General features: G+C 44.4%; 22 protein-coding genes. 15 read left to right on the top strand and 7 right to left on the bottom strand.

Translation table 11 applies throughout. The annotated features are described in order from the left end of the window. Positions 1–35 precede the first annotated feature (35 nt). From HTH_RS02205 to purQ, 3 genes are all read left to right on the top strand, one after another. On the top strand, positions 36–299 hold the full coding sequence (locus HTH_RS02205) for a hypothetical protein (protein ID WP_012963084.1): 264 nt from the start codon (positions 36–38) through the stop codon (positions 297–299). Between the two features lie 262 nt (positions 300–561). Then, complete coding sequence (purS, locus tag HTH_RS02200) at positions 562–774, top strand: phosphoribosylformylglycinamidine synthase subunit PurS (RefSeq protein ID WP_012963082.1); 213 nt, start codon at positions 562–564, stop codon at positions 772–774. Next, positions 771–1,451, top strand: coding sequence for a phosphoribosylformylglycinamidine synthase I (purQ, locus tag HTH_RS02195; RefSeq protein ID WP_012963081.1), 681 nt, complete (start codon positions 771–773; stop codon positions 1,449–1,451). The genes purS and purQ overlap by 4 nt, the downstream gene beginning before the upstream one ends. Here the strand turns inward: purQ and HTH_RS02190 are convergent. The 3 genes from HTH_RS02190 to dnaX all read right to left on the bottom strand — a co-directional run bounded on the left by HTH_RS02190 (position 1,448) and on the right by dnaX (position 4,255). Continuing rightward, a complete protein-coding gene (locus HTH_RS02190; protein WP_012963080.1) occupies positions 1,448–2,494 on the bottom strand; it encodes a transglutaminase-like domain-containing protein in 1,047 nt (348 codons plus the stop codon). The two genes, purQ and HTH_RS02190, sit on opposite strands and share 4 nt — an antisense overlap. A gap of 89 nt (positions 2,495–2,583) precedes the next feature. Then, positions 2,584–2,841, bottom strand: coding sequence for a hypothetical protein (locus tag HTH_RS02185; RefSeq protein WP_012963079.1), 258 nt, complete (start codon positions 2,839–2,841; stop codon positions 2,584–2,586). Beyond that, positions 2,804–4,255 carry a DNA polymerase III subunit gamma/tau gene (gene dnaX / locus HTH_RS02180; protein WP_012963078.1) on the bottom strand — a complete coding sequence of 484 codons (1,452 nt, stop codon included), beginning with the start codon at positions 4,253–4,255 and terminating at the stop codon, positions 2,804–2,806. Before dnaX ends, HTH_RS02185 begins: the two co-directional genes overlap by 38 nt. A gap of 40 nt (positions 4,256–4,295) precedes the next feature. Here dnaX and HTH_RS02175 point away from each other — a divergent pair, with 40 nt between their 5' ends. From HTH_RS02175 to HTH_RS02165, 3 genes are read left to right on the top strand one after another with little or no spacing between them, the layout of a single operon-like run. Continuing rightward, a complete protein-coding gene (locus HTH_RS02175; protein WP_012963077.1) occupies positions 4,296–6,398 on the top strand; it encodes a secretin N-terminal domain-containing protein in 2,103 nt (700 codons plus the stop codon). Further along, positions 6,395–6,973: a hypothetical protein gene (locus HTH_RS02170; protein WP_012963076.1), complete on the top strand. Its 579-nt coding sequence runs from the start codon at positions 6,395–6,397 to the stop codon at positions 6,971–6,973. The genes HTH_RS02175 and HTH_RS02170 overlap by 4 nt, the downstream gene beginning before the upstream one ends. Then, positions 6,958–8,397: a GspE/PulE family protein gene (locus HTH_RS02165; protein ID WP_012963075.1), complete on the top strand. Its 1,440-nt coding sequence runs from the start codon at positions 6,958–6,960 to the stop codon at positions 8,395–8,397. Before HTH_RS02170 ends, HTH_RS02165 begins: the two co-directional genes overlap by 16 nt. Positions 8,398–8,420: 23 nt before the next feature. On the opposite strand, the gene HTH_RS02160 is transcribed toward HTH_RS02165, so the two are convergent. Both HTH_RS02160 and HTH_RS02155 read right to left on the bottom strand, forming a co-directional pair. Further along, the gene (locus tag HTH_RS02160) at positions 8,421–10,079 is read right to left on the bottom strand and encodes a choice-of-anchor D domain-containing protein (protein WP_012963074.1); all 1,659 of its coding nucleotides are present in this window, start codon (positions 10,077–10,079) and stop codon (positions 8,421–8,423) included. Positions 10,080–10,093: 14 nt separating this feature from the next. Next, positions 10,094–10,750, bottom strand: a complete 657-nt coding sequence (locus HTH_RS02155; protein WP_012963073.1) for a hypothetical protein — start codon at positions 10,748–10,750, stop codon at positions 10,094–10,096. Positions 10,751–10,790: 40 nt separating this feature from the next. On the opposite strand from HTH_RS02155, the gene HTH_RS02150 reads away from it, so the two are divergent. From HTH_RS02150 to HTH_RS02120, 7 genes are all read left to right on the top strand, one after another. After that, on the top strand, positions 10,791–12,488 hold the full coding sequence (locus HTH_RS02150; RefSeq protein WP_012963072.1) for an NAD+ synthase: 1,698 nt from the start codon (positions 10,791–10,793) through the stop codon (positions 12,486–12,488). 2 nt (positions 12,489–12,490) lie between these two features. After that, positions 12,491–13,627, top strand: coding sequence for an aspartate aminotransferase family protein (locus HTH_RS02145; RefSeq protein ID WP_012963071.1), 1,137 nt, complete (start codon positions 12,491–12,493; stop codon positions 13,625–13,627). 43 nt (positions 13,628–13,670) lie between these two features. Then, complete coding sequence (locus HTH_RS02140; protein ID WP_012963070.1) at positions 13,671–13,985, top strand: hypothetical protein; 315 nt, start codon at positions 13,671–13,673, stop codon at positions 13,983–13,985. Continuing rightward, positions 13,969–14,508: a nucleotidyltransferase gene (locus HTH_RS02135; RefSeq protein ID WP_014462557.1), complete on the top strand. Its 540-nt coding sequence runs from the start codon at positions 13,969–13,971 to the stop codon at positions 14,506–14,508. Before HTH_RS02140 ends, HTH_RS02135 begins: the two co-directional genes overlap by 17 nt. Before the next feature lie 61 nt (positions 14,509–14,569). Next, complete coding sequence (gene hfq, locus HTH_RS02130) at positions 14,570–14,782, top strand: RNA chaperone Hfq (RefSeq protein WP_012963068.1); 213 nt, start codon at positions 14,570–14,572, stop codon at positions 14,780–14,782. Beyond that, complete coding sequence (gene hflX, locus HTH_RS02125; protein ID WP_012963067.1) at positions 14,782–15,894, top strand: GTPase HflX; 1,113 nt, start codon at positions 14,782–14,784, stop codon at positions 15,892–15,894. The genes hfq and hflX overlap by 1 nt, the downstream gene beginning before the upstream one ends. Continuing rightward, positions 15,894–17,192 carry an adenylosuccinate synthase gene (locus HTH_RS02120; RefSeq protein WP_012963066.1) on the top strand — a complete coding sequence of 433 codons (1,299 nt, stop codon included), beginning with the start codon at positions 15,894–15,896 and terminating at the stop codon, positions 17,190–17,192. Before hflX ends, HTH_RS02120 begins: the two co-directional genes overlap by 1 nt. Here the strand turns inward: HTH_RS02120 and HTH_RS02115 are convergent. Then, on the bottom strand, positions 17,160–18,137 hold the full coding sequence (locus HTH_RS02115) for a dihydroorotate dehydrogenase (RefSeq protein WP_012963065.1): 978 nt from the start codon (positions 18,135–18,137) through the stop codon (positions 17,160–17,162). The genes HTH_RS02120 and HTH_RS02115 overlap by 33 nt on opposite strands. Before the next feature lie 21 nt (positions 18,138–18,158). On the opposite strand from HTH_RS02115, the gene mutL reads away from it, so the two are divergent. Both mutL and hisF read left to right on the top strand, forming a co-directional pair. After that, positions 18,159–19,436 (top strand): DNA mismatch repair endonuclease MutL, encoded by a 1,278-nt coding sequence (gene mutL, locus HTH_RS02110; RefSeq protein ID WP_012963064.1) that lies wholly within the window; start codon positions 18,159–18,161, stop codon positions 19,434–19,436. Beyond that, positions 19,436–20,215 carry an imidazole glycerol phosphate synthase subunit HisF gene (gene hisF / locus HTH_RS02105; RefSeq protein WP_012963063.1) on the top strand — a complete coding sequence of 260 codons (780 nt, stop codon included), beginning with the start codon at positions 19,436–19,438 and terminating at the stop codon, positions 20,213–20,215. Before mutL ends, hisF begins: the two co-directional genes overlap by 1 nt. Here the strand turns inward: hisF and nuoH are convergent. After that, the gene (gene nuoH, locus HTH_RS02100) at positions 20,190–21,239 is read right to left on the bottom strand and encodes an NADH-quinone oxidoreductase subunit NuoH (RefSeq protein ID WP_012963062.1); all 1,050 of its coding nucleotides are present in this window, start codon (positions 21,237–21,239) and stop codon (positions 20,190–20,192) included. The two genes, hisF and nuoH, sit on opposite strands and share 26 nt — an antisense overlap. Between the last annotated feature and the right edge of the window lie 10 nt (positions 21,240–21,249).

The following is a 21,249-nucleotide window of genomic DNA, read 5'->3' as shown; positions in this document are numbered from 1 at the left end:
AGTGGTATACTTCCTAAAGCCAATATAATATTCCTATGGGTCTTTATGATAGAGACTATATGAGGAAGGACAGGAAAAGAGAAAAAAGAGAGGAAAATCGTATACTTGACAGCCTCAGTGAGCTATTTGAAAAACTGCAACATAGGGAGGAAAGAATAGAAAAGCCAAAACAAGAAGGTGTAAAAACTGAGAAAGAGAGACAAGTAAGAAAACCCGACCTTGCTCTTTACTTTTGGATATTGTCAGGAGTTATAGCAGTAGGTTTATTGATCTTTATGCTCATCAAGGCACATGCTTGAACCATCCCCCCACAGGAACCGTTTTGATATACCTTGAGTGTGTCCGCAAGCGGTATGTAGTAGCTGTTTTTTCTGTGTGCCAGTCTGAAGAAGTTGAAAACTTTCCTTTAATCTCTGTTCTTGCTTTGTCTGTTTTGACGGTATTTAAGCTCTTTCCTGATTGTTAAGGAAGGTAAGGGAATGATAGTCTTCGCTCTCTTACCTTCCTTACCTGCTTTTAATACTTGCATTATGTCTTATACTGTAAGATAATGATAAGAGCATGAAGGTGAGAGTTCTGATACTTCCCAAAAAGGGGCTGCTGGACCCCGAAGGAAGAGCTATTAAAGAGATGCTTTTGGAAAACGGATACCAAGTCAATGATGTGAAGGTGGGTAAAGTAGTGGACCTTGATGTGGAAGAAGGCACAGATATCAAGATGCTGGTGGAGAGCTTTTTGGTAAATACCCTCATTGAGGAGTATACCATAGAATGAAGTTTGCCATATGCGTATTTCCTGGCTCCAACTGCGATTACGATGTTTACTATGTAATAAAGGATATTTTAGGACAGGAAGCACAGTTTGTAGAATACACTCAGAAAAAGCTGGAGGGTTTTGACTGCGTGATACTGCCGGGTGGCTTTTCTTTTGGTGATTACCTAAGAGCTGGCGCTCTTGCCAGCAAAACGCCCATAGCTAAAGCTGTGCAGGATTTTGCTCAAAAGGGTGGTTTAGTGTTAGGTATATGTAATGGCTTTCAGATCCTGACAGAACTTCATCTGCTTCCCGGTGCTTTGCTAAAGAACGAAAATCTCAGATTTGTATGCAAAGATGTGTACCTGCGTGTTGAAAACAATCGCATTGCTTTCACGAGAAAGATAGAAGAGGGTGAGGTTTTAAACATTCCCATAGCTCACGGTGAAGGAAGATACTATGTTCCAGAAGACATTTTGCAACAGATGGAAAGAAACCAACAGATAGTGTTAAGATACTGTGATAAAGAAGGCAATGTAATACCTTCTTCAAATCCCAACGGCTCTGTGGGAAATATTGCAGGTGTATGCAACAAGGAAGGTAATGTCTTTGGGCTTATGCCCCACCCAGAAAGAGCCAGCGAAGACCTCCTGGGGTCTCACGACGGTTTGCTCTTTTGGTACTCCTTAATAAGCTAAGCAAGGATTGTGTACTTGGATAACTCAAAGGTGAGCTTGTACTTATCTATGAGCTTCCCCTTTACTTCAGCTAAGGGATACATAAACTCGTTTACCTTCTCACCACTCGTAAGGGGTGGTTCTAAGGAAAAATCCCTCGCGGAGTTGAAAGCTACCCAGTGTGCATCCCAGTTGCCAAAAAGAAACTCCCTTACCTGTCTGACTTTTGGATGGTCAATAGATAGCCGCTCCTCAAGGATGAGCTTTCTGACATCGGCTGGGTCTGCAGGTACCCATTGACCAAGATAGAATTCCGCTCTGCAGTGCTGTGCCTTTGTAGCATCCTTTGTTACTGAAGATATACCCTTAGAGAGAGATGATGCCCTTACCCTTATGCCAAATACCTCCCTTGCGGGTATACCACTCGCTCTGCATAATGCAACAAACAAAGAATTTATGTCCGTACACTTGCCACCAAAGTATCCGGTTTCAAGCATACTTTTAACATCACCTGTACCACAACCTTGCACTTGGGGATCTCTGAAGGTGTTTTCCACCACCCAATCGTATATAGCTTTCACTTTCTCAAGCTGACTCTTCTTTCCTGAAGTAATCCTGTCGGCATACTCTTTCACTATACCATCAGTTGGTACGTGATCTGTGGGTTTCAAATAGAAAGCAACTTCATCGGGTATATTTCCATTATTCTTGGGAAGTTTGCTCATATCTACGCTTCTGTCCGTGTATTCCACATCAAATATAACTTCAAGACTTTTGTTTTCATTACCCCCTTTGAACTCAGCATAGAGGATGGGCGCGTTATAAACTCTGTCTGCTGTAAGCTCATAGTAGGAGGCGTTGGTTTTCACTTCCATATGAAGAAGTTTTTGATAGCTTGTATTTTCGGGAACAGGAACCCAGAGCCTCACAGCATCTTCATAGGGCAGATTTACCGCATAAGAAAACTTTGTTCTGTAGGTATTCCTTCCGTAAATTATGCTGGGTAAGGAGATAAGACCACAAGCCCCCCAGAAGGTATAGCTCAAAAACTCTCTCCTGTCCATGTCTGCACCTCCTGAAAGGTAATATAAGGAGGTTATTTCCTTAGATCCTTTGAAATTTTCTCAATTACTAAAGGCTTTTTAAAGATTTTTTAGTTAATTTCCAGCTCGGATGGTTCTGTCTCTCCGAGCATCTCCACCTGAGGCAGGTGTTTCTTTATCTGCTCCACAGTAAAGATGAGCTCCTCGTAAGTGTCCGGCGTTGCTATAAGATAAACTAAGTCCCCTTTGGACTCTTTTGTCCTCACTATAGCCCTCCTTCCAGAGCCGTCTATTAAGGATGTAAAGATACCTATAAGCTCAGGTGGTACCTTAACCAGAAGTATCCTTGCCTTTATCGCCCTTTCCATGCTTTATAACCTTAGCTCCAAAAAGGTCTTTTACCTTCTTTGAAAACTCGGGAAGCTCCTCTTTATTCTCTTTAGAAGAAGACAGGATCTCAAAGTCTATTTCTGGGAATCTGGTTTTTATCCTGTTTATATCTATAGTTTTTGCCTCACTCTCCGGAACCAAAAATGTTATCCTACCTTTCTCTTCCTTAGCCTCAAGGTTTTTCAGCCTCTGTGCTTCAAGAACTCCAAAGGCTTTCTCCACTTCATTGATAACTTTGTCTTTTAGAGAAACTTCCTGAGGAGCATCTTCCTTGGTGAGGTGTAGGTCAGTTCTTTTGAAAAGCTCTCCTACTGGAATTATGTCTTTTACCACAAGGGTCTTGATTATTGCCAGCTCACAAGCCCTCAGAAAGTCCCTGGTTTTTGCATCCGCCCTGGCGGTATTGATGACTTTTTCAAGATACAAAAGAGCGTTTATGGGTACTTGGCTCATACTCCTGTGGAAGTCTTCAACTTTTATCACTTTGCTGGGGTCTTTGAGGCTCCTATAGAGCAAAATCATCCTTATTTCATCCTCCAGAGCATCCCAGAATCTGACCAGGTTAAACCCTCTTGTGGTGATCTGTCTGAGGAAATCTATAGCCTCATCTACCCGAGACTCTAAAAGCATCCTTAAGAACTCTCTTACCCTCTCCTGAGAGACAATGCCCAGAAACTCTTCAAGGACACCTTCTTTTATATTTCCTTCCGCATAGGTGCTTACCTGATCCAGCAGCGACACTGCATCCCTCATACCGCCATCGCTGAGCTTAGCTATAGTTATCAAACTCTTTTCGTCATAGCTTATGTTCTCCTCTTGGCATATGTGCTTTAGTCTTTGGACTATCTCCTCTTGGCTGAGCTTGGTAAAGATGAGCCTCTGGCACCTGGAGAGTATGGTGGGTATGATCTTTTCGTACTCGGTAGTGCAAAGAATAAACACAGTCCTTGGAGGAGGTTCTTCCAAAGTTTTAAGAAGTGCGTTAAAAGCTTCCTTTGTGAGCATGTGAGCTTCGTCCAGGATGTAAACCTTGTACCTTCCCTTTATAGGAGTGTAAGATACTGCATCCCTTATGGCTCTTATGTCATCTATTCCTCTGCTGGAGGCTGCGTCTATCTCTATAAGGTCTGGAAAGCTACCCCTGTCTATGGAAAGGCAGTTTTCGCACTGCCCGCAAGGTTCGCCACTCTCCTGAAGGTTAATACAGTTGAGGGACTTGGTGAGAAGTCTTGCCACGGTAGTCTTGCCAGTACCCCTTGATCCCGCAAAGATGTAAGCGGAAGAAACCTTTTGCAGTCTGACTGCGTTGAGAAGAATCCTCTTTACAGGCTCCTGCCCCACCACATCCTTAAAAAACTTGGGTCTGTACTTTCTGGCGAATGGAATGTACATATCTAAAATTTTAAACCTCTCTGTGTTATAATGAAAGTCAATGTTTTTTGTTGTGGGTGGGAAGGTAAAAAAGGCTGTGGCGCTTATATCTCTATCTTTGATGAGCTTTTCCTGCGCACAGATGGTAAGTGGTTATCAGGAACCCTATACCATAAAGCAAGGTGAAACTGAAAAAACTATAAAAGTGGAAAAAGAAGAAAAGAAAGGTAAAGCTTTTGAAGAAAGAAAAGAAGAAAAGGTACTTTATGAAAAGGATTACGAGGAAAAAGCTAAGGAAAAAGAGGTTAAAAAAGCGGGTAATATAAGCATACATTTTGATGATATAACTATTTCTGAGCTTCTAAACGAAGTTTTTTACAAGATTTTGGGAGTATCTTACCTGGCTCCTGCGGACCTCAATCAGAGAGTCTCTGTACATATAAATCACCTTACTAAGGACGAAGTTATTACTTACATGCAGGAAATACTATCTCTGTATGGTCTTGGTCTCTCTGTGGACAAAGGCAGGCTTGTGGTGCTTCCTTCGGGGAGGTCTCCTGTTGGGGATAATCTTTCTGCTCTGGTTTACTCCCCCGAGAATGTATCTGCTTCCTCACTGTCTCAGGCTATATCCACCTTCATTTCTCCTTCGGGTAAGATCATAGCCCAGCAGAGACTTCTGGTGATCATAGACTACAGAGAAAAGCTAAGCAAGTTGAAAAAGCTACTTACAGAAATAGACACGCCCTTTTATGGAGATAAAAAGATAGCCTTTATAAAAACAAAGGTGGATGCCAGTCAGATAAGGGATAATGTGAGAAAGATACTTAAGCTTCTTGGTAAAGCAGATGCGGATTCGGTTATAGACAGCCTTGAGAAGGAGGGTATAGTTATAGTAGTATCAAAGGACCCTGTCCTCTTTAACGACATAAAAAGGTGGATAGAGGTGCTGGAGGAGACATCCTCTGGCACCAAGAGGGAGATATACATATACAGGCTCAACTTTCTGGATGCGGAAAGTACCGCTGAACTTTTAAACACACTGGGTATATTTGAAGAAGGTATAGGTATATCTTCACAACAGCAGGCGCAGACGGAAGCTCCAAGGAGTACTCAAGAGATAACAAAAATCCAGGCTTTACCTCCCACAGACCAAAAGCCTAAGCAAACTACACCAGAGACGCAGAAGAAAGAGGAGATGCCACCCGCGGTGATAGAAGAGAAAGCAAAATCCGAAGCTAAGGAGGAGAAAAAGATAGTTAAAGTGGGCAACATAGTGGCGGACAAGTCCACCAATACCTTAATTATAAAAGCCACTCCCATTGAGTTTGAAGTTATAAGGTCTTTGCTCAGAGAGCTGGATGTGGTACCCAAGCAGGTGCTTATAGAGATGGTTATAGCGGAAGTCTCGCTGGGTAAGGGTCTTCAGTACGGCGTTGAAGGTCTCCTGAAGGGCTTTTTGGACAGCAGCAGCTTCACCATTGGCACATCCTTTGGGCTTGCTCCTCAGGCGGATACCTTGCAGGGCTTTAAGACAATTATTTTCAACAAAAACAACGACATAAGAGGTATTCTCAACTTCTTGGCATCAAAAACATCGCTTAAGGTGCTATCCGCACCTCATATATTGGTTAAGGACAACGAGGAGGCAAAGATAGAGGTAGGCGCGGAGGTCCCCATTCTTACCCAGCAGATTGTACCAGTTACAGGTGGGACTCTAAATGTGCAGAATATGGTTCAGTATAGAACCACGGGCGTCATACTCAAAGTTAGACCCACTGTCAGTGCTGACAACTCGGTAACTCTCAAGATAACACAGGAAGTTAGCGATGCGGTAAAGAACACCGTCCAACCAGAGCTTACATCCCCCCTCATAACCAAGAGGTCCGCCTCCACCACGCTTATCCTCAGGAACGATCAGGTAGGGCTTTTAGGAGGTATAATTCAAAACAGGCTCCAGAGGCAGAAAAGCGGAGTACCTTTGCTCTCTGACATACCAGGTCTTGGCATACTCTTTAGCAATGAATCTGTTTCCTCATCCAACACAGAGCTTATCCTTCTCATAAAAGCCAGCGTTATAACTACCCCTGAGGAAGGGCAAGGCGTAAAGACATCCTTTGAGAACAAACTCAAACACCTAAAAGACCTGCTGAAAGAAGAATGAAGAGGCACATACATAACATCAGGCTCCTTTCTGAAAGGAGAGTTTTTAGAGCTGCATTATCCTTCATAATAGCAGGACTCTTCTTTATTGGATTTTACTACGGTGTTTACAAGCCCTTTCAAAAAAAGAAGCAGGAGATGAAAAGCCTTTACGAAGAGAGGAAAAAGTTAAGAGACGAACTAAGACACAAGGCGCAGGAACTAAAATCTCTTATGAAAGAGGAGGAGAAGATAAACGACCAGCTGAGCAAGCTAAAGGATAAAGTTGCTACAGGTGGTGATGAGAACACGATAGTAGAGCAGGTCAAGGCGCTCATATCAGACAAAGCCCGAGCTTACAAGCTTACCGAAACATCCTTTTCAAAGGAAGAGGTGCAGGACATAAACGGTGTAAAGAAGATAGTATTAAAGGCAGGTTATACTTCCAACAGTGTGGAAAGTATACTCAGATTTTTAAAGGACATAGAGGCAAGCGGTATTATGATAGAGAGCCTTTCTCTTGGTATTGACAATCCATCAAACCCTAGTGCATACTATGTAGAGTTGAGAGTGTATAAGCTATGGATGCAGAGGTAGGTAGGCACATAAATCACGAGTTTCTCAGCGCCAATGGTATAGCACCTCTGGAGGAAGGAGAGAACTTTGTAAAGTTTGCATGCCTTAAAGAGGATGCATACCTTAAAGAGCTTTTAGAGAGAGCTCTGGGCAAGAAGGTGATCTTTGAGTTGGTGGACCAAGAAAAACTCAAAAATCTCCTTGAGGACCCTATTAGCATAGGTTTAGAGCTGGAAGCTCTGTCTGAGGATGCTCTGGATGAGAAGAAACTTGAGAACATAGCAGAAGAAGCGCCAATAGTGAAGTTTGTCAACGACACCATAAAGGATGCCATAATGAGGTCTGCAACGGACATACACATAGAACAGTTTGAGAACCATGTAGTGGTCAGGTACAGAATAGATGGTATTCTCTACACGGTTAGGGAGTATCCCAAGTACATAGCACCCCCTGTTATATCAAGGATAAAGATACTCTCAAGACTCAACATAGCGGAAAAGAGACTGCCTCAGGACGGGAAGCTCTCTTACTCCCTAAACGGTCAGGATTATGACATAAGGGTGTCCACAGTTCCTTCTGTTCACGGTGAGGGTGTGGTACTTAGAATACTAAAGAGGGGAGAGATTAACCTGAGTCTTCACACTCTGGGATTTAGAGAGCAGGATGTGGATGCTCTTCTATCTTTCATAAGGAAGCCCTACGGTATGATACTGGTTACGGGACCTACCGGCTCTGGTAAAACTACCACCTTATATGCCTGCATGAAGGAGATAAACACGGGCCAGAAAAAGATAATAACTGTTGAAGACCCTGTAGAGTACAATTTAAGGGGTGTTGTGCAGATTCAGGTGATGCCCAAGATAGGACTTACCTTTGCCAATGCTCTAAGAAACATACTCAGACAGGACCCGGATGTGATCATGATAGGAGAGATAAGGGACCTGGAGACTGCCAGCATAGCGGTTCAGGCATCACTCACAGGACACTTGGTGCTTGCAACCCTTCATACCAACGATGCTGCAAGTGCTTTTACAAGACTCATAGATATGGGCGTTGAGGAATTCCTCTTAGCCTCCGCAGTGGTAGGCGTAATATCCCAAAGGCTTGTAAGGAAAGTATGTCCTAACTGCATTTACGAATACAAACCCACAACTTTTGAGGAAGAGGTGCTAAAGATGAATGGTATAGAAAGACCACAAAAGCTATACAGGGGGAAAGGGTGCGAGCGATGCAACAACACAGGCTACTCTGGAAGGACGGTGATAGGTGAGGTGTTAAAAGTCACGGAAGATATAAGGAGTCTTGTGGTGAAAAAGTCCGATGCTGGAAAGATAAAAGAACAGGCTATAAAGGATGGTATGGTGCCTCTTCTCAAAGACGGACTTTTGAAGGCTGTGGAAGGCATAACAACCGTAGAGGAGATACTCAGAGTTTACAGAGACTGAGGGAGCCAACGCTCCCCCGCAGTTTATCTTCTCATAAACCTCCTCATCAGGAGAGCGATGGGTAATGACAGCCATGCCATCAGTGTTGAGAAATTACCGTAGCTAACGCTGCATCCTCCACCTCCACCAGAGCCAACCGAGGGTAGCGATGGCGGTGTTGTGGGAGGGTTAGAAACTGCCACCTGCGCGGTCATGGGAACGCTTATAGCCTGAGCTTGAGTGTCAAAGATGAGCACACCTCCCAGCGTGCCTCTTGCAGTCAGGGGTGGAGAGAAACCTACAGCCACTGTGCATACCTCGCCGGGTCTTAGCTTGTAAGGTCTCAGAGATGTTGGGGGAGGAGTGCCAGGAACGCAGAAACTGCCATTAGACACATAATTGTCGTTGCATGTACAACCTACCATCACCGCAAAGAAGCCACTACCCGCCACATCTACATTGAACTCTAAGGTGGAGGAGGTTATGTTTCTTACCACTATGGTTCTTCCAACGCTTGAAAAGCGTGGGACTGTTCCAAAGTCTATACTGCTGATGCTGAGGCTCAAAAAGTTTTGTGTAGCGGGTCCCCCCCTTCCTACAAGTGTGCGCTCTACGCTGGTCCCATTGGGAACTGCCACTATCACCCTTCCGGTAAATACACCTGCGGTGAAAGGCTGAAACCTGACCGCCACATTACAGCTCACTGGTTGACCACCTGTGCAAGACGTTGGACAGGAGGAACCTCCCAAGGAAAAATAAGTCCCAGAAACACTTACTAAGGAGTCAGGAAGAGTTACTGACCCACTGCCTGGACATGTAAAGCTTACATTTACAAACCTGTCTATGAAGCTTCCTATGGGGACTGTTCCAAAGTCTATATCTGCGTTGGGATACCTTCCGTTGCCTCTGAGGAATATGCCAACACCGCTGTTTTGACCCAGCGGACCTCCGTTGGCGTCGTTTATCTGGGCGGTTCCAAAGTAGGTTTTCAGGTCGTGGGGTGAAAAGGCAAGCTGAAGCTCGCAGTAGTTGTTAACGCAGTCATCCGTATTTCCTGCAAAGAAGCTAAGATTTGCACCGTTGCAGTTGGTGGTTACTATTCCGTAAGCTGGTAAGTCTCCCACCGGGTTTTCTATTAGGGTAAAGGCTGGGTTGAGAAGCAAAAGAGGGTCACCGCTGGCATTGCAAATTCTCACTGTCTTGTAAGCATTTGTTCCTATATCTACATCGCTAAAATCACATATAAACCTGGAAGGGTCGCACCCGGTGCCGGATATCTTTATGGCTGTAGCTTTACCCGTCAGGTTAACAATGGCGTTTTTTTGGGTGTTGCATGCGGTAGCATCTCCATCATCGTCGTAAATCACCGAAAGAGTGCCCGTGTAGGCAAGCTTCTGACGAGGCTCAAACCTCACCGATATGGTGCAGGACTCACCGTAGTTGAGGCTCTTTCCCGTGCAGTTGTCCGCAACTATCTTAAAGTTCTCAAAACCAGAAGGCACAGAAGTTCCGCATATTCTCAGTGGTCCTGCAGTGGCATCACCTATGTTGGTTATTGCAAAGTCGGTGGTCTTGGTGGTGTCTATGGTGGTAGGTCCGTAGTCGTATGGAGAGGAGGGGAATATCCTTATGACTGGCTGAAGAGAAAAGGAAAAGCCAAAGACTACCAGAAGGCTTAAGGTGGATAAGAAAACTCTCTTCATGCTCTTACCTCCCTTTATCTTATGCAAACGGTACTGTCTTGTGCGCACGCACTCGCTCCGCAGGCATTACCCTGGTCGTAGTTGGCAAACTGTATGTTAAAAGAGCCTCTCACTATCTTCTCCTTTCCTGTTAGCACCTCCCTGCCATGAAGCTCCAAAATTGCGTTGTATATACAGTTGTCAAGAGAGCTCACGCAGTACTGACTGAGGACACTGGACTTCCAGCTTGCTAAAGTTACCACAAGACCCTGCACTTCCACTTCGCTATCTGGCGGGACAGTTATGCTGGTGAGCTGTGCAAAGGGTGTGGCGAATATCTGCCTGCACTCGGGGGCTCCCTCGCATGCGTTATTGGAGACCGCACTGCTCCATATGACCCTGTAGCTGTCAAAGTACACAGGTGATGGGTTGGGTGTGACTGGCTGACCTGCGACGTTTTTAATGGTCTCGCTCTTTATTTTTATGTTAATGGCATCGTCCTGAAAGGTGAGCTGGCATCTCTGACCGGCGTCCCCCACAAACACCACCGTATCGCTGTTTACTTTGGCAGGCACTAAGCTGGTTATCCCTACCAGCACAGTGTCGTAGCTTCCGTATATACCCGAGCCACTTCCCCCACCGCATGAAAAGACCGCAAAGCTTAGCATACCAAGAAGGGCTAACTTTTTCATTCTCCTCCTCCTTGTGTTCTAATTATATAATAGTAAATCTATGAAAAGCAAACTAAACATCACCATCGCGCAGATGGATATTACTGTAGGAGATGTGGAAGGCAACGCGATAAAAATACTCAAGATTTGGGAAGAATACCATCGAGTGTCTCATTTAATTGTGTTTCCCGAGCTGGCTCTGTCTGGCTATCCTCCAGAGGATCTGCTCTTGAGGATGGATTTTATCAAAGAGTGCCAAAGATGGCTTGACATTATAAGAGATGCTTCTGCCAAGTTTGAGGCAATGGCTCTAATAGGCACACCTTTTTACGAAGGTGACCTTTACAACTCTGCACTCCTTGTAGGAGGAGGTAAATTACTTGCCTATTATCACAAGCACTTCTTACCCAATTATTCCGTCTTTGATGAGAAGAGGTACTTCAGAAAAGGTACATACGGCACTATGGTAGAGCTGGGTGAGGTAAAGATAGGTATATCCGTATGCGAAGACTTATGGCATCCCGATGGTTTAGAAAGGACATATGCCATTATGGGTGCACATGCACTTATAAACATAAACGCATCTCCTTATTACTTTGGTAAGTACGAGTTTAAAGAGGCTTTTTTGAAGGCAAGGGCAGAAGATAATCTGTGCTATGTGGTTTATGTAAATGCTGTAGGTGGGCAGGATGAGCTTGTCTTTGATGGTAGGAGCTTGGTAATAGACCCAGACGGACACATCTGTGCTCGGGCAAAGGCTTTTGAGGAGGATGTGCTGACAGTTAGTTTAGATGTTGAAAAAGTAAAAAGAAGAAGGCTTTTAGACACAAGGCTCAGAGAAGGTAAAGAAAAGTATCATGTGATTTCTTGCGGTGCTGACACATACAGAGAGTTGGAAGTATTTCCTCCAAGAGTAGAAAGAAATCCAAAAGACGAAGAAGAAATTTATACAGCTCTAAAAACTGGGCTTGAAGCTTATGTAAAGAAGAATAACTTCAGTAAGGTGGTTTTGGGGCTTTCCGGTGGTATAGATTCCTCGCTGGTGGCTTGTCTGGCGGTGGATGCGCTGGGAAGCGACAGGGTTGTGGGGATTTTTATGCCTTCTGAGTTTACATCCAAAGAGAGCAAGGAGGATGCGGTAAGTCTTGCAAAGAACTTAGGCATAGAGCTTTATCAGTTTCCCATTGATGTTATCTTTAAGAGCTTCAGAGATACTCTTGGCTTTACTGACTTTGGCGTGGCAGATGAAAACCTTCAGGCGCGCATAAGGGCAAACATCCTCTTTTACCTATCCAACAGATATGGCTGGCTTGTGCTTTCTACCTCCAATAAAAGCGAGGCATCTGTGGGATACACCACCATTTACGGGGATATGGCCGGCGGTTTTGCGCCTTTGAAGGATGTTTATAAGACCTTAGTGTATAGACTCGCTCGCTACAGAAACTCCCTCAGGCCAGACATACCCGAAAGAGTCTTTCAAAAACCCCCTTCCGCAGAGTTAAGACCCGGTCAAAAGGATCAGGACACCTTACCACCTTATCAGATGCTGGACCAAATACTGACGCTTTATATTGAGGAAGGGCTCTCCCAGGAGGAAATAGTGCAGAAAGGCATAGACAGAGAAACAGTAGAGAAGGTCATAAGGATGATAAGACTTGCCGAGTACAAGAGAAGGCAGGCTCCTGTAGGCATTAAGATCACCCCCAGAGCTTTTGGAAAGGACTGGAGAATGCCCATAACTAACATGTGGGGATACTGAGTATGTATGTGATGGAGACTTACACAAGGCTTCCCGTGAGCTTTGTAAGGGGTGAAGGTGTTTATCTTTTTGACCAGGAGGGGAGGAAGTACCTTGACTTGGTAGCTGGTATCGCAGTTAACGCTCTTGGGTACAATCATAAGGATCTTATAGATGCCATCTGTGAGCAATCACAGAGACTTATGCACGTTTCTAACCTTTTTGAGAACCCATGGCAGGAGGAAGTAGCAAAGATGCTCATAGAGAAGTTTTGGACAAAAGGGAGGGTATTTTTTTGCAACAGCGGTACAGAAGCCAACGAAGCTGCTATAAAGCTGGTAAGGAAGTACTTTAAAGAAAAGGGAGAAAACAGATACAGGATCATTACCTTTTACAATAGTTTTCACGGGAGAACCTTCGGGAGTATGTCTGCAACTGCTCAAGAGAAGGTGCAAAAAGGTTTTGAACCACTGCTTGAGGGCTTTGACTATGCTATTTACAACAGCTTTGACTCTGTTTTGAAAGCCTTAAGGAAAGACACCGCCGGGATTATGCTGGAGGTCATTCAGGGGGAAGGGGGTATTAGGGTAGCTAACTACGAGTTTATTCAGAAAGTTCAAGAGCTGTGCCATAATGAGGGGCTTTTGCTCATAGTGGATGAGGTACAAACGGGTGTTGGAAGAACTGGGAAGTTCTTTGCCTATGAACACTTTGACTTAAAGCCTGACATAATTACGCTTGCCAAAGGACTTGGAGGTGGTTTCCCGGTGGGTGCTGTGATAGCTCGGGAAAAGGTTTCGGAGGTGTTTTCTCCTGGCTCTCATGGTTCTACCTTTGGAGGAAATCCCTTGGCATGCGCCTGTGCAAAGGTGGTTATAAATAAGGTATCTGAGCTTCTCCATCATGTTAGTGATGTAGGGGAGTACTTCAAAAGAGGGCTTGAGAGGTTAAAGGTAGGAAAGGTGAGGGGCATGGGACTTATGCTGGGTCTTGACCTTGAAAGAGACTGTAGCACCATAGTTAGAAAGGCACTTGAGCATAGGCTTGTTATCAACTGCACGGCCGGCACAGTGTTAAGATTCGTTCCTCCTCTCATAATACAAAAGGACCATATAAATACAGGTCTTGCAGTCTTAGACAGGATCCTTAAGGCGAGGTAATGGAAATTCTAAGAATATCAAACGGCGTATATTAATAAAATGGATGCGGGAGAAAAAAATAAAACTAAAACTCAAAAGGCTATACGGTAAAGAGAGAGCTACCCTAAAAGAACTACTTTCTGACAGAGCAGGACAAAAGCTGCTTCCCTATGAGATAGCACTTAACGGGCTAGTAGACTGGAAGGAACTCGGTGTGCCTGAAGATATATACAGAAAAGCCTGTGTAATCTACAGCAATTACCACCATCTGATAAAAAGAGAAACGCCCCTGCCAGCTCTTAACGAAAAGCTCCCTGACGAAGAAGTAAGAAGGGTTTTTGAGGTTCTGAGAAGCCTTGAGAGTGGAGAGAGTGATTGATTTGCTCAGGCAATTTGTTGTAGAAACTGGGAAGCCTCTGGATATTATACTGGTAGGAGCTATGGCACTGCCCTTTTACCATGTGAAGCTTAGGTTCACACAGGACCTGGACGCAGAAATTAAGCAGGGAGACATAGAAGAGCTCTACTCTTACCTGAAGGCAAAAGGTCTTGAAAGTGATCTATCTGAGAACATATCCGGGTGGAGCATCATCTCCATGCCCTCAGGCTACAGGGAGAGGAGCAGGGTGGTCTACAAAGACCAGCTACTTACCATCAGAGTCCTGAGCCCTGAAGACTACATTATCATGAAGCTAAGAAGAGGCACAGCGCAGGACATAGAAGACGCGATTGAGGTAGCTATAGCACAGAAAGTAAAGAAGGAAGACTTGGAGGTGCTTTTTGAAAAGGTTCTAAAAGAATCGATTAAAGACACAGCGCTGTTTAACTTCAGGCGGATTTACCAGGTTTTTACAGAGGAGCTTGGCAGAAAAGTTTATAACCAAAACCGGCCTATGCCCTGAAAGTGGTAAGGATTCTTGCATCCACCGAAAAATACTCTATAATTAATAATGGAGGTTAAGCATGTACCCAATAGAGAAGAACAACAATATACAGGATGAGCTTATTGAGGAGTTCAAGAGAAAGGGTGCAACGGTGACTGTGTTTTTAACCAGAGGCAACAGAATAACTGGGAAGGTGCTGGAACATGACAAATACACCATACTGCTTGAAGTAGATGGACAGCCAAATCTCATCTACAAGCATGCCATAAGCACCATAGTTCAAGGAGCTTAATGAAAGCGCTGCTGGTAAGTCTTTCGTATCCGGACCAAAATAAGGAGGAAGTGAGGGAGTACATAGAGGAGCTTAAAGAGCTTGTCAAAGCAGTAGGAGGGAAAGTTTTAGGTTATGTGGTTCAGAGAAGAAGCGCTCCTGATGCAAGATACTACATAGGTGCTGGCAAGCTGGAGGAGATAAAACAGGTGATAGAAGGAGTTTCCGCCGACACTATCATCTTTAACACCTTTCTAAGCCCCTCTCAGATACACAACCTTGAAAATGCCTTAGGTGTAAAGGTGCTTGACAGGGCAGACCTAGTGCTTGAAATATTCTCCAGGAGGGTAAGAAGCAAAACTGCCAAGCTTCAGGTGGAGCTTGCCAAACTTGAACTTGAACTTCCAAGACTTTACGGAAGGGGCAAAGAGCTTTCTAGACTTGGCGGTGGAGTGGGGACAAGAGGTCCCGGTGAGCAGGAAGCGGAAGTGCGCAGAAGGTGGATAAAAAAGAGAATACAGCAGATAAGAGAAGAGCTGGAAGAGGTAAAAAAGCAGAGAAAAGAGCAAAGAAAGAGAAGGGATAGATGGCACTCGGACATAAGGATAGTCAAGGTGGCACTGGTAGGCTATACCAATGTGGGAAAGTCAAGTTTAATGCGCCTTTTGACGGGGAGAGAGACATTTGTGGCGGATATGCCCTTTGCCACCTTAGATACCAAAACTTCCGATGTTTACCTTTCAAAGGATATAAAAGTGCTAATTACTGACACGGTGGGTTTTATAAGAGACCTACCACACGAACTTATAGAGTCCTTTAAGGCTACCCTGGAGGAGCTTCAGGAAGCGGATATACTGCTTCATGTGGTGGACATATCTGATAAAAAGTGGCTGGAGAAAATAAAGGTAGTTAGAAAAGTGCTTGCAGAGCTTAAAGTGGACGAAAAACCTACTCTTTATGTTTTTAATAAGGCGGATAAGCTGGTAGAGAGTGAGCAAGACATAGAACTCCTTACTGAACCGGCCTTTTTAGGTGAGAAAAGCGTTGTTATATCTGCTCAAAAGGGTTGGGGGATAAAGAAACTCCTCAGCACCATAAAGGAGATGGTGGAAGAGTTTATAGAGGTGAGCTGATGAAAAAGGACCTTCTAATTTTGGGTGCTCAGTGGGGTGACGAAGGAAAGGGCAAAATTGTGGACCTGCTTTCGGCTAACTATCAGGTGGTGGTAAGGTATCAAGGTGGTAGCAATGCGGGTCATACGGTGGTCGTGGGTAATGAAAAGTTCATACTGCATCTTTTACCAACAGGTATCCTTCATAACCACACCAAAGGCGTGATCGCTCAAGGTATGGTAGTGGACTTAGAACTGCTAAAGGCCGAGATAGAAGAGTTGGAGAAAAAGGGCATAAGCGTAAGAGAAAGACTCATCATCAGCGACAGGGCTCACTTAGTTATGCCTTATCACAAACTTTTGGATGCTCTCTTTGAAAGAAAGAGCAAGATAGGAACCACCCTAAGAGGTATAGGTCCCTCTTACATGTTCAAGTACGGAAGAAAAGGCATAAGGATGTGCGATCTTGAGGATAAGGATAGACTTTACCATCTTATAAAGGAGGACTGGGAGTTTGTAAAAGACATATGTGAAAAAGTGTACTGTGAAAATCACTCCATTGACATAGATAGGGTTTATGAGGAAACCCTTATGTATTACAGTTATGTGAAGGAATGCATCAGTGATGTATCCAAGTTCCTTATGGAAAACAAAGACTTAAGCCTTCTCTTTGAGGGTGCGCAGGGTACTATGCTGGATGTGGATATGGGTACATACCCCTATGTGACATCTTCCAACGCTTCCGCTCTTGGTCTTCCCAATGGCACTGGACTTTCTCCCAAGTTCTTTGAAAACACCTTCTTCTGGGCTGTTTCTAAGGCTTACACTACAAGAGTAGGAGAAGGTCCATTTCCTACAGAGCTGTTTGATGAGGATGGCAACATGCTCAGAAACAGAGGTAAAGAGTACGGGTCAACAACTGGAAGACCCAGAAGATGTGGATGGCTTGACCTGGTAGCTCTCAAATACGCAGTGGATGTGAATGGCCTTGATGGACTAATACTTACCAAGCTAGATGTGCTGGACACCTTTGAAGAGGTAAAGGTGTGTGTGGCTTATGAATACGAAGGGAAGGAGATAACACGCTTTCCTGCTAGCCTTAGCCTTCTGGAAAAGGTAAAACCTGTTTACAAGGTATTCAAAGGCTGGCTTAAGCATACAAAAGGGATAAAAGACCCAAAAGACCTACCAGAGAGAGCCAGAGAGTACATAAGTTTCATAGAGGAATACACAGGTGTGCCTGTAGTTATGCTATCCACAGGGCCAGAGAGAGAAGAGTACCTGTGGCTAAGGCCCTTGCTGGAAGAGGTAAGGTTGTAGCTTTATGCCATGAGCCTTTCCTACTAGGCTTTTAAAGTTTTTTTCTTTCATATTTTGCATGTAATCTTGTATACCTTTTATGACTTTTAAAGGACACAGGGGGTCAGAAAAGTTGGCTGTTCCTATTTGCACAGCGCTGGCACCCGCCAAAATGTGCTCAAGGGCTGAGTCCGTGTCATGTATGCCACCCACGCCTATGATGGGGAGTTTGTCTCCCAACTCAGAAAAGACTTCCCAAACCATCCTCACAGCTATGGGCAGTATGGCTGGACCAGAAAGCCCACCAGTAAATGTGGAAAGGTCCGGCTTTTGAGCTTTCACATCTATCTTCATACCCAGTAAGGTGTTTATAAGAACAAGACCATCCGCACCTGCATCTGCACACACTTTAGCAAACTCTACAACATTTCCAGCATTGGGGGATAGCTTTACGAGCACAGGTTTTTTAACCTTTGCTTTTACACTTTCTACAAGTCTTCCCAAAACCACAGCATCGTGTCCAAAAAGCATGCCACCCTTCTTTACATTGGGACAAGAGACATTTAGCTCATAAGCCACTATCTTGCGAGCATCCTCTAAAGCCATGCAGACTTCCACATACTCCTCCTCCGTCTCGCCAAAGATGTTGGCTATAAAGTGTGTGTCTATCTTTTCTATATGCGGATATATCTTTTTCAAAAAGCCTTCCACTCCCGGATTTTGAAGACCTATGGAGTTGAGCATACCGCAGGGAGTTTCTGCTATGCGCTCTGGAGGATTGCCCTCTCTTGGCTTTAAAGAGATGCCTTTGGTCACCACCGCCCCCAACAAAGAAACATCGTAAATCTCCCTTGCCTCCAGCCCATAACCAAAAGTTCCACTTGCTACCCAGACGGGGTTTTTGAAGGTTATACCAAAGAGAGTTATAGACAGGTCGCAGGAGTCTGTTTTAACTTCACCAAACATGACTTATCTTAATATTTTAGAATGTTTGTTTATACTCTTCCAGAGGAAGTAATAAGTAAAATATCCGCCGGAGAAGTCATAGAGAGTCCAGCAGATTGCGTGAAGGAACTAGTGGAGAATGCACTGGATGCGTCAAGCTCAAGAATTGATGTGGAGATGCTAAAAGGTGGTAAAAGGTACATATGCGTGAGAGATAACGGCACAGGCATACACAGGGAAGATGTGCATAAGGTGGTACAAAGGTGGACAACCAGCAAGATAAAAGATATGAGCGACCTTATGAGTATTAGTTCCTACGGTTTTAGAGGGGAGGCGCTCTATGCCATATCTACAGTGAGCAAAATGATCATAAAGTCAAGGTTCTTTCAGGATGAGATAGGTATAAAGATGGAGGTAGAAGGTGGCAAGGTAATAAATAAGCAGGAAATTGGTATGCCAGTAGGCACATGTGTTGAAGTTTATGACCTCTTTTACAACCTTCCCGTAAGGCTAAAGTTTTTAAAAAAAGAAGACACAGAAAGAAATAAAATAATAAAGCTTATAAAAGAATACGCTCTATCAAATTGGAATGTGCATTTCACCCTTCACTCCAATGGTAGGAAAGTTCTTGATCTTTACCCTTGCGAGGATAAAAAAGAGAGAATAGAAGCTCTATTTGGATGCAAGTTTGAGGAAAAAAGCATTGAAAAAAACAGTATAAACATAAGTCTTTACACTTCTTTGGAAAGCTCAAGAGGTGAGATTTATCTTTTTGTAAACTCAAGACCTGTTCACAACAAAAATCTTTTGGAGTATATAAGAAAGGTTGTAGGATACAAAAAAATCTGCGTGTGCTACATAGACCTACCTCCCTATATGGTGGATGTGAATGTCCATCCCAAAAAGAGAGAGGTGAGAATATACAAAGAGAACATTATTAAGGAAATGATAAAAGAGCTTTTCAGAAGGCAAGAGTGGTATCCTTTTGAGCTGGCCCAGGAGAGAGCGTATTATCTTCCTACGCCTGTGGTGATAGACATAATAGATAACACCCTTATCCTTGTAAGGATAGGGGATTACCTTTACTTTTTTGACCAGCACCTTCTCTCGGAGAGGATTCTTTACGAAAAGACTCGTGAGGTGGAGCGTTCCTGTGCATTTGCCATCAAAGCGGGAAAGGCTATTTCCAAGGAGGAGGCTAAGGAGCTTGTAAAAGCTTGGATGAGCCTTGAAAATAGGGAGGTTTGCCCTCACGGAAGGCCTATGTATTACAGGCTTTATCTTGGTGATATTTATAAGAGCTTGGACAGGAGGAGATAATGCTTGCCAAAAGGATAATACCTTGCCTTGATGTGGCTAAGGGAAGAGTTGTAAAGGGAGTAAGGTTTGAAAACCTGGTGGATGCTGGAGATCCTGTAGAGGTGGCTAAAGCATACGAAGAGCAGGGAGCGGACGAGCTTGTCTTTCTTGACATAAGCGCATCATACGAAGGCAGAAGTATTATGATAGATGTGGTAAGGCGTGTGGCGGAGCAGGTTTTTATGCCCTTTACCGTAGGAGGTGGCATAAGAGACATAGAGGATATAAGAAAGCTTCTTCTGGCCGGTGCTGATAAGGTGTCTATAAACACGGCTGCAGTTAAGAACCCAGGTCTCATAAGAGAGTCGGCTATAAGATTTGGGTCTCAGTGCATAGTTGTGGCTATAGATGCTAAGCGAAAATACGGTGGCTGGGAGGTTTATATAAACGGCGGTAGAACTCCCACAGGTTTGGACGCAGTAGAGTGGGCTAAAAAGGTAGCATCTCTTGGAGCTGGTGAGATACTTCTCACTTCCATAGATGCGGATGGCACAAAAAGCGGATACGATGTAGAGCTTACGCGGGCGGTTGCAGAAAGCGTAAATATCCCCGTTATAGCATCCGGGGGTGCAGGCACCTTTGAACACTTTTACAGTGTCTTTACAGATGGAAAGGCGGATGCTGCTCTTGCCGCTTCACTCTTTCACTTCAAAGAAATAAGCATACACGAGCTAAAAGAGTACCTCCACAGTAAGGGTATACCGGTAAGAAGAATCACTTCCACACAAGAGGTGCTATAAGGGCTGTAAACACCAAGTTAACGAAGGTGAGAGGCAGCATCACTTTCCATGCTGTGGAGGTGATCTGGTCTATTCTGTATCTCGGAAGTGTCCAGTGAAGCCAGAGGACGAAAAGAAACACAAGTCCAACCTTTAGTAAGAACCACACGAAGGGAGAGAGCGGTCCCAAGAAGAACAGGGGATCAAAAAAGCCTACGAAAGGTATGTTTATAGAAGACCAGCCACCCAAGAAGAGAATAACACCAATGGCAGACAAAGATAGCGTTTCTACATACCACTCCACCAAGGGGAAAAGTCCAAATTTCATACCCCCGTACTCTACGGTAAAACCTGTAACCAGCTCAGCCTCAGCCTCCTGCACATCAAATGGAACTCTGCCCGTTTCTGCCAGCATGGCAAACATGTAAACTACAAAGGCTACAGGCTGAAGCCATATGTACCAGAGCTTTTGATCTATCTGGTTCTGGACTATGGAGTAGGTGGAGAGGCTCTGAGCCAGTATGATGGGACCCATGGCAGCAAAGGTTATTACCACTTCGTAAGATATGACTATACCCGCTTTCCTCATGGAGCCTATAAGAGCGTACTTGGAGTTAGAAGCCCAGCCTGCGAGAGCTATGGCATAAACCGCCAGGGAACCCAAAGCAAAAAAAAGCAAAAGACCCACATTCACATCTGTGAGTATAGGCTTTACCCGAATACCAAAGACTTCAAACTCTGGACCAAAAGGAATAACGGCAAACACCAAAGAGGCAGGCACCAAAGCCATAACTATGGCAAGGTTGTAAAGGAACTTGTTGCCGTACCTTGGGAAGAGATCCTCCTTTGTGAGGAGTTTAAGACCATCTGCCAGAGGTTGCAAAAGTCCATGCCAGCCCACCACCATAGGACCGGGTCTTCTCTGGATGTGAGCCGCTACCTTTCTTTCCACCAGCGTCAGGTAAGCACCAAGCCCCAGCACTATGGCAAGGAGAACAAGTATTTTTATACCTACGATTATCAAACTTGCTACTATGTTTTCCATAAGCACCTCC

Source organism: Hydrogenobacter thermophilus TK-6 (assembly GCF_000010785.1).
Classification (GTDB): domain Bacteria; phylum Aquificota; class Aquificia; order Aquificales; family Aquificaceae; genus Hydrogenobacter; species Hydrogenobacter thermophilus.
Note: the sequence above shows the minus strand (reverse complement) of the source record. Positions and strands in the feature narration are given on the sequence as shown.

Bases quoted from the DNA above. Each gene is read 5' to 3' on its own strand.
- mutL (WP_012963064.1), top strand. From the start codon at position 18,159: ATGTTTGTTTATACTCTTCCAGAGGAAGTAATAAGTAAAATATCCGCC.
- HTH_RS02175 (WP_012963077.1), top strand. From the start codon at position 4,296: ATGTTTTTTGTTGTGGGTGGGAAGGTAAAAAAGGCTGTGGCGCTTATA.
- HTH_RS02155 (WP_012963073.1), bottom strand. From the start codon at position 10,750: ATGAAAAAGTTAGCCCTTCTTGGTATGCTAAGCTTTGCGGTCTTTTCA.
- HTH_RS02150 (WP_012963072.1), top strand. From the start codon at position 10,791: ATGAAAAGCAAACTAAACATCACCATCGCGCAGATGGATATTACTGTA.
- dnaX (WP_012963078.1), bottom strand. From the start codon at position 4,255: ATGTACATTCCATTCGCCAGAAAGTACAGACCCAAGTTTTTTAAGGAT.
- HTH_RS02120 (WP_012963066.1), top strand. From the start codon at position 15,894: ATGAAAAAGGACCTTCTAATTTTGGGTGCTCAGTGGGGTGACGAAGGA.
- nuoH (WP_012963062.1), bottom strand. From the start codon at position 21,239: ATGGAAAACATAGTAGCAAGTTTGATAATCGTAGGTATAAAAATACTT.
- HTH_RS02140 (WP_012963070.1), top strand. From the start codon at position 13,671: ATGCGGGAGAAAAAAATAAAACTAAAACTCAAAAGGCTATACGGTAAA.
- hisF (WP_012963063.1), top strand. From the start codon at position 19,436: ATGCTTGCCAAAAGGATAATACCTTGCCTTGATGTGGCTAAGGGAAGA.
- HTH_RS02190 (WP_012963080.1), bottom strand. From the start codon at position 2,494: ATGGACAGGAGAGAGTTTTTGAGCTATACCTTCTGGGGGGCTTGTGGT.
- HTH_RS02205 (WP_012963084.1), top strand. From the start codon at position 36: ATGGGTCTTTATGATAGAGACTATATGAGGAAGGACAGGAAAAGAGAA.
- HTH_RS02145 (WP_012963071.1), top strand. From the start codon at position 12,491: ATGTATGTGATGGAGACTTACACAAGGCTTCCCGTGAGCTTTGTAAGG.
- HTH_RS02165 (WP_012963075.1), top strand. From the start codon at position 6,958: ATGGATGCAGAGGTAGGTAGGCACATAAATCACGAGTTTCTCAGCGCC.
- hflX (WP_012963067.1), top strand. From the start codon at position 14,782: ATGAAAGCGCTGCTGGTAAGTCTTTCGTATCCGGACCAAAATAAGGAG.
- HTH_RS02170 (WP_012963076.1), top strand. From the start codon at position 6,395: ATGAAGAGGCACATACATAACATCAGGCTCCTTTCTGAAAGGAGAGTT.
- purQ (WP_012963081.1), top strand. From the start codon at position 771: ATGAAGTTTGCCATATGCGTATTTCCTGGCTCCAACTGCGATTACGAT.
- HTH_RS02185 (WP_012963079.1), bottom strand. From the start codon at position 2,841: ATGGAAAGGGCGATAAAGGCAAGGATACTTCTGGTTAAGGTACCACCT.
- purS (WP_012963082.1), top strand. From the start codon at position 562: ATGAAGGTGAGAGTTCTGATACTTCCCAAAAAGGGGCTGCTGGACCCC.
- HTH_RS02160 (WP_012963074.1), bottom strand. From the start codon at position 10,079: ATGAAGAGAGTTTTCTTATCCACCTTAAGCCTTCTGGTAGTCTTTGGC.
- HTH_RS02115 (WP_012963065.1), bottom strand. From the start codon at position 18,137: ATGTTTGGTGAAGTTAAAACAGACTCCTGCGACCTGTCTATAACTCTC.
- hfq (WP_012963068.1), top strand. From the start codon at position 14,570: ATGTACCCAATAGAGAAGAACAACAATATACAGGATGAGCTTATTGAG.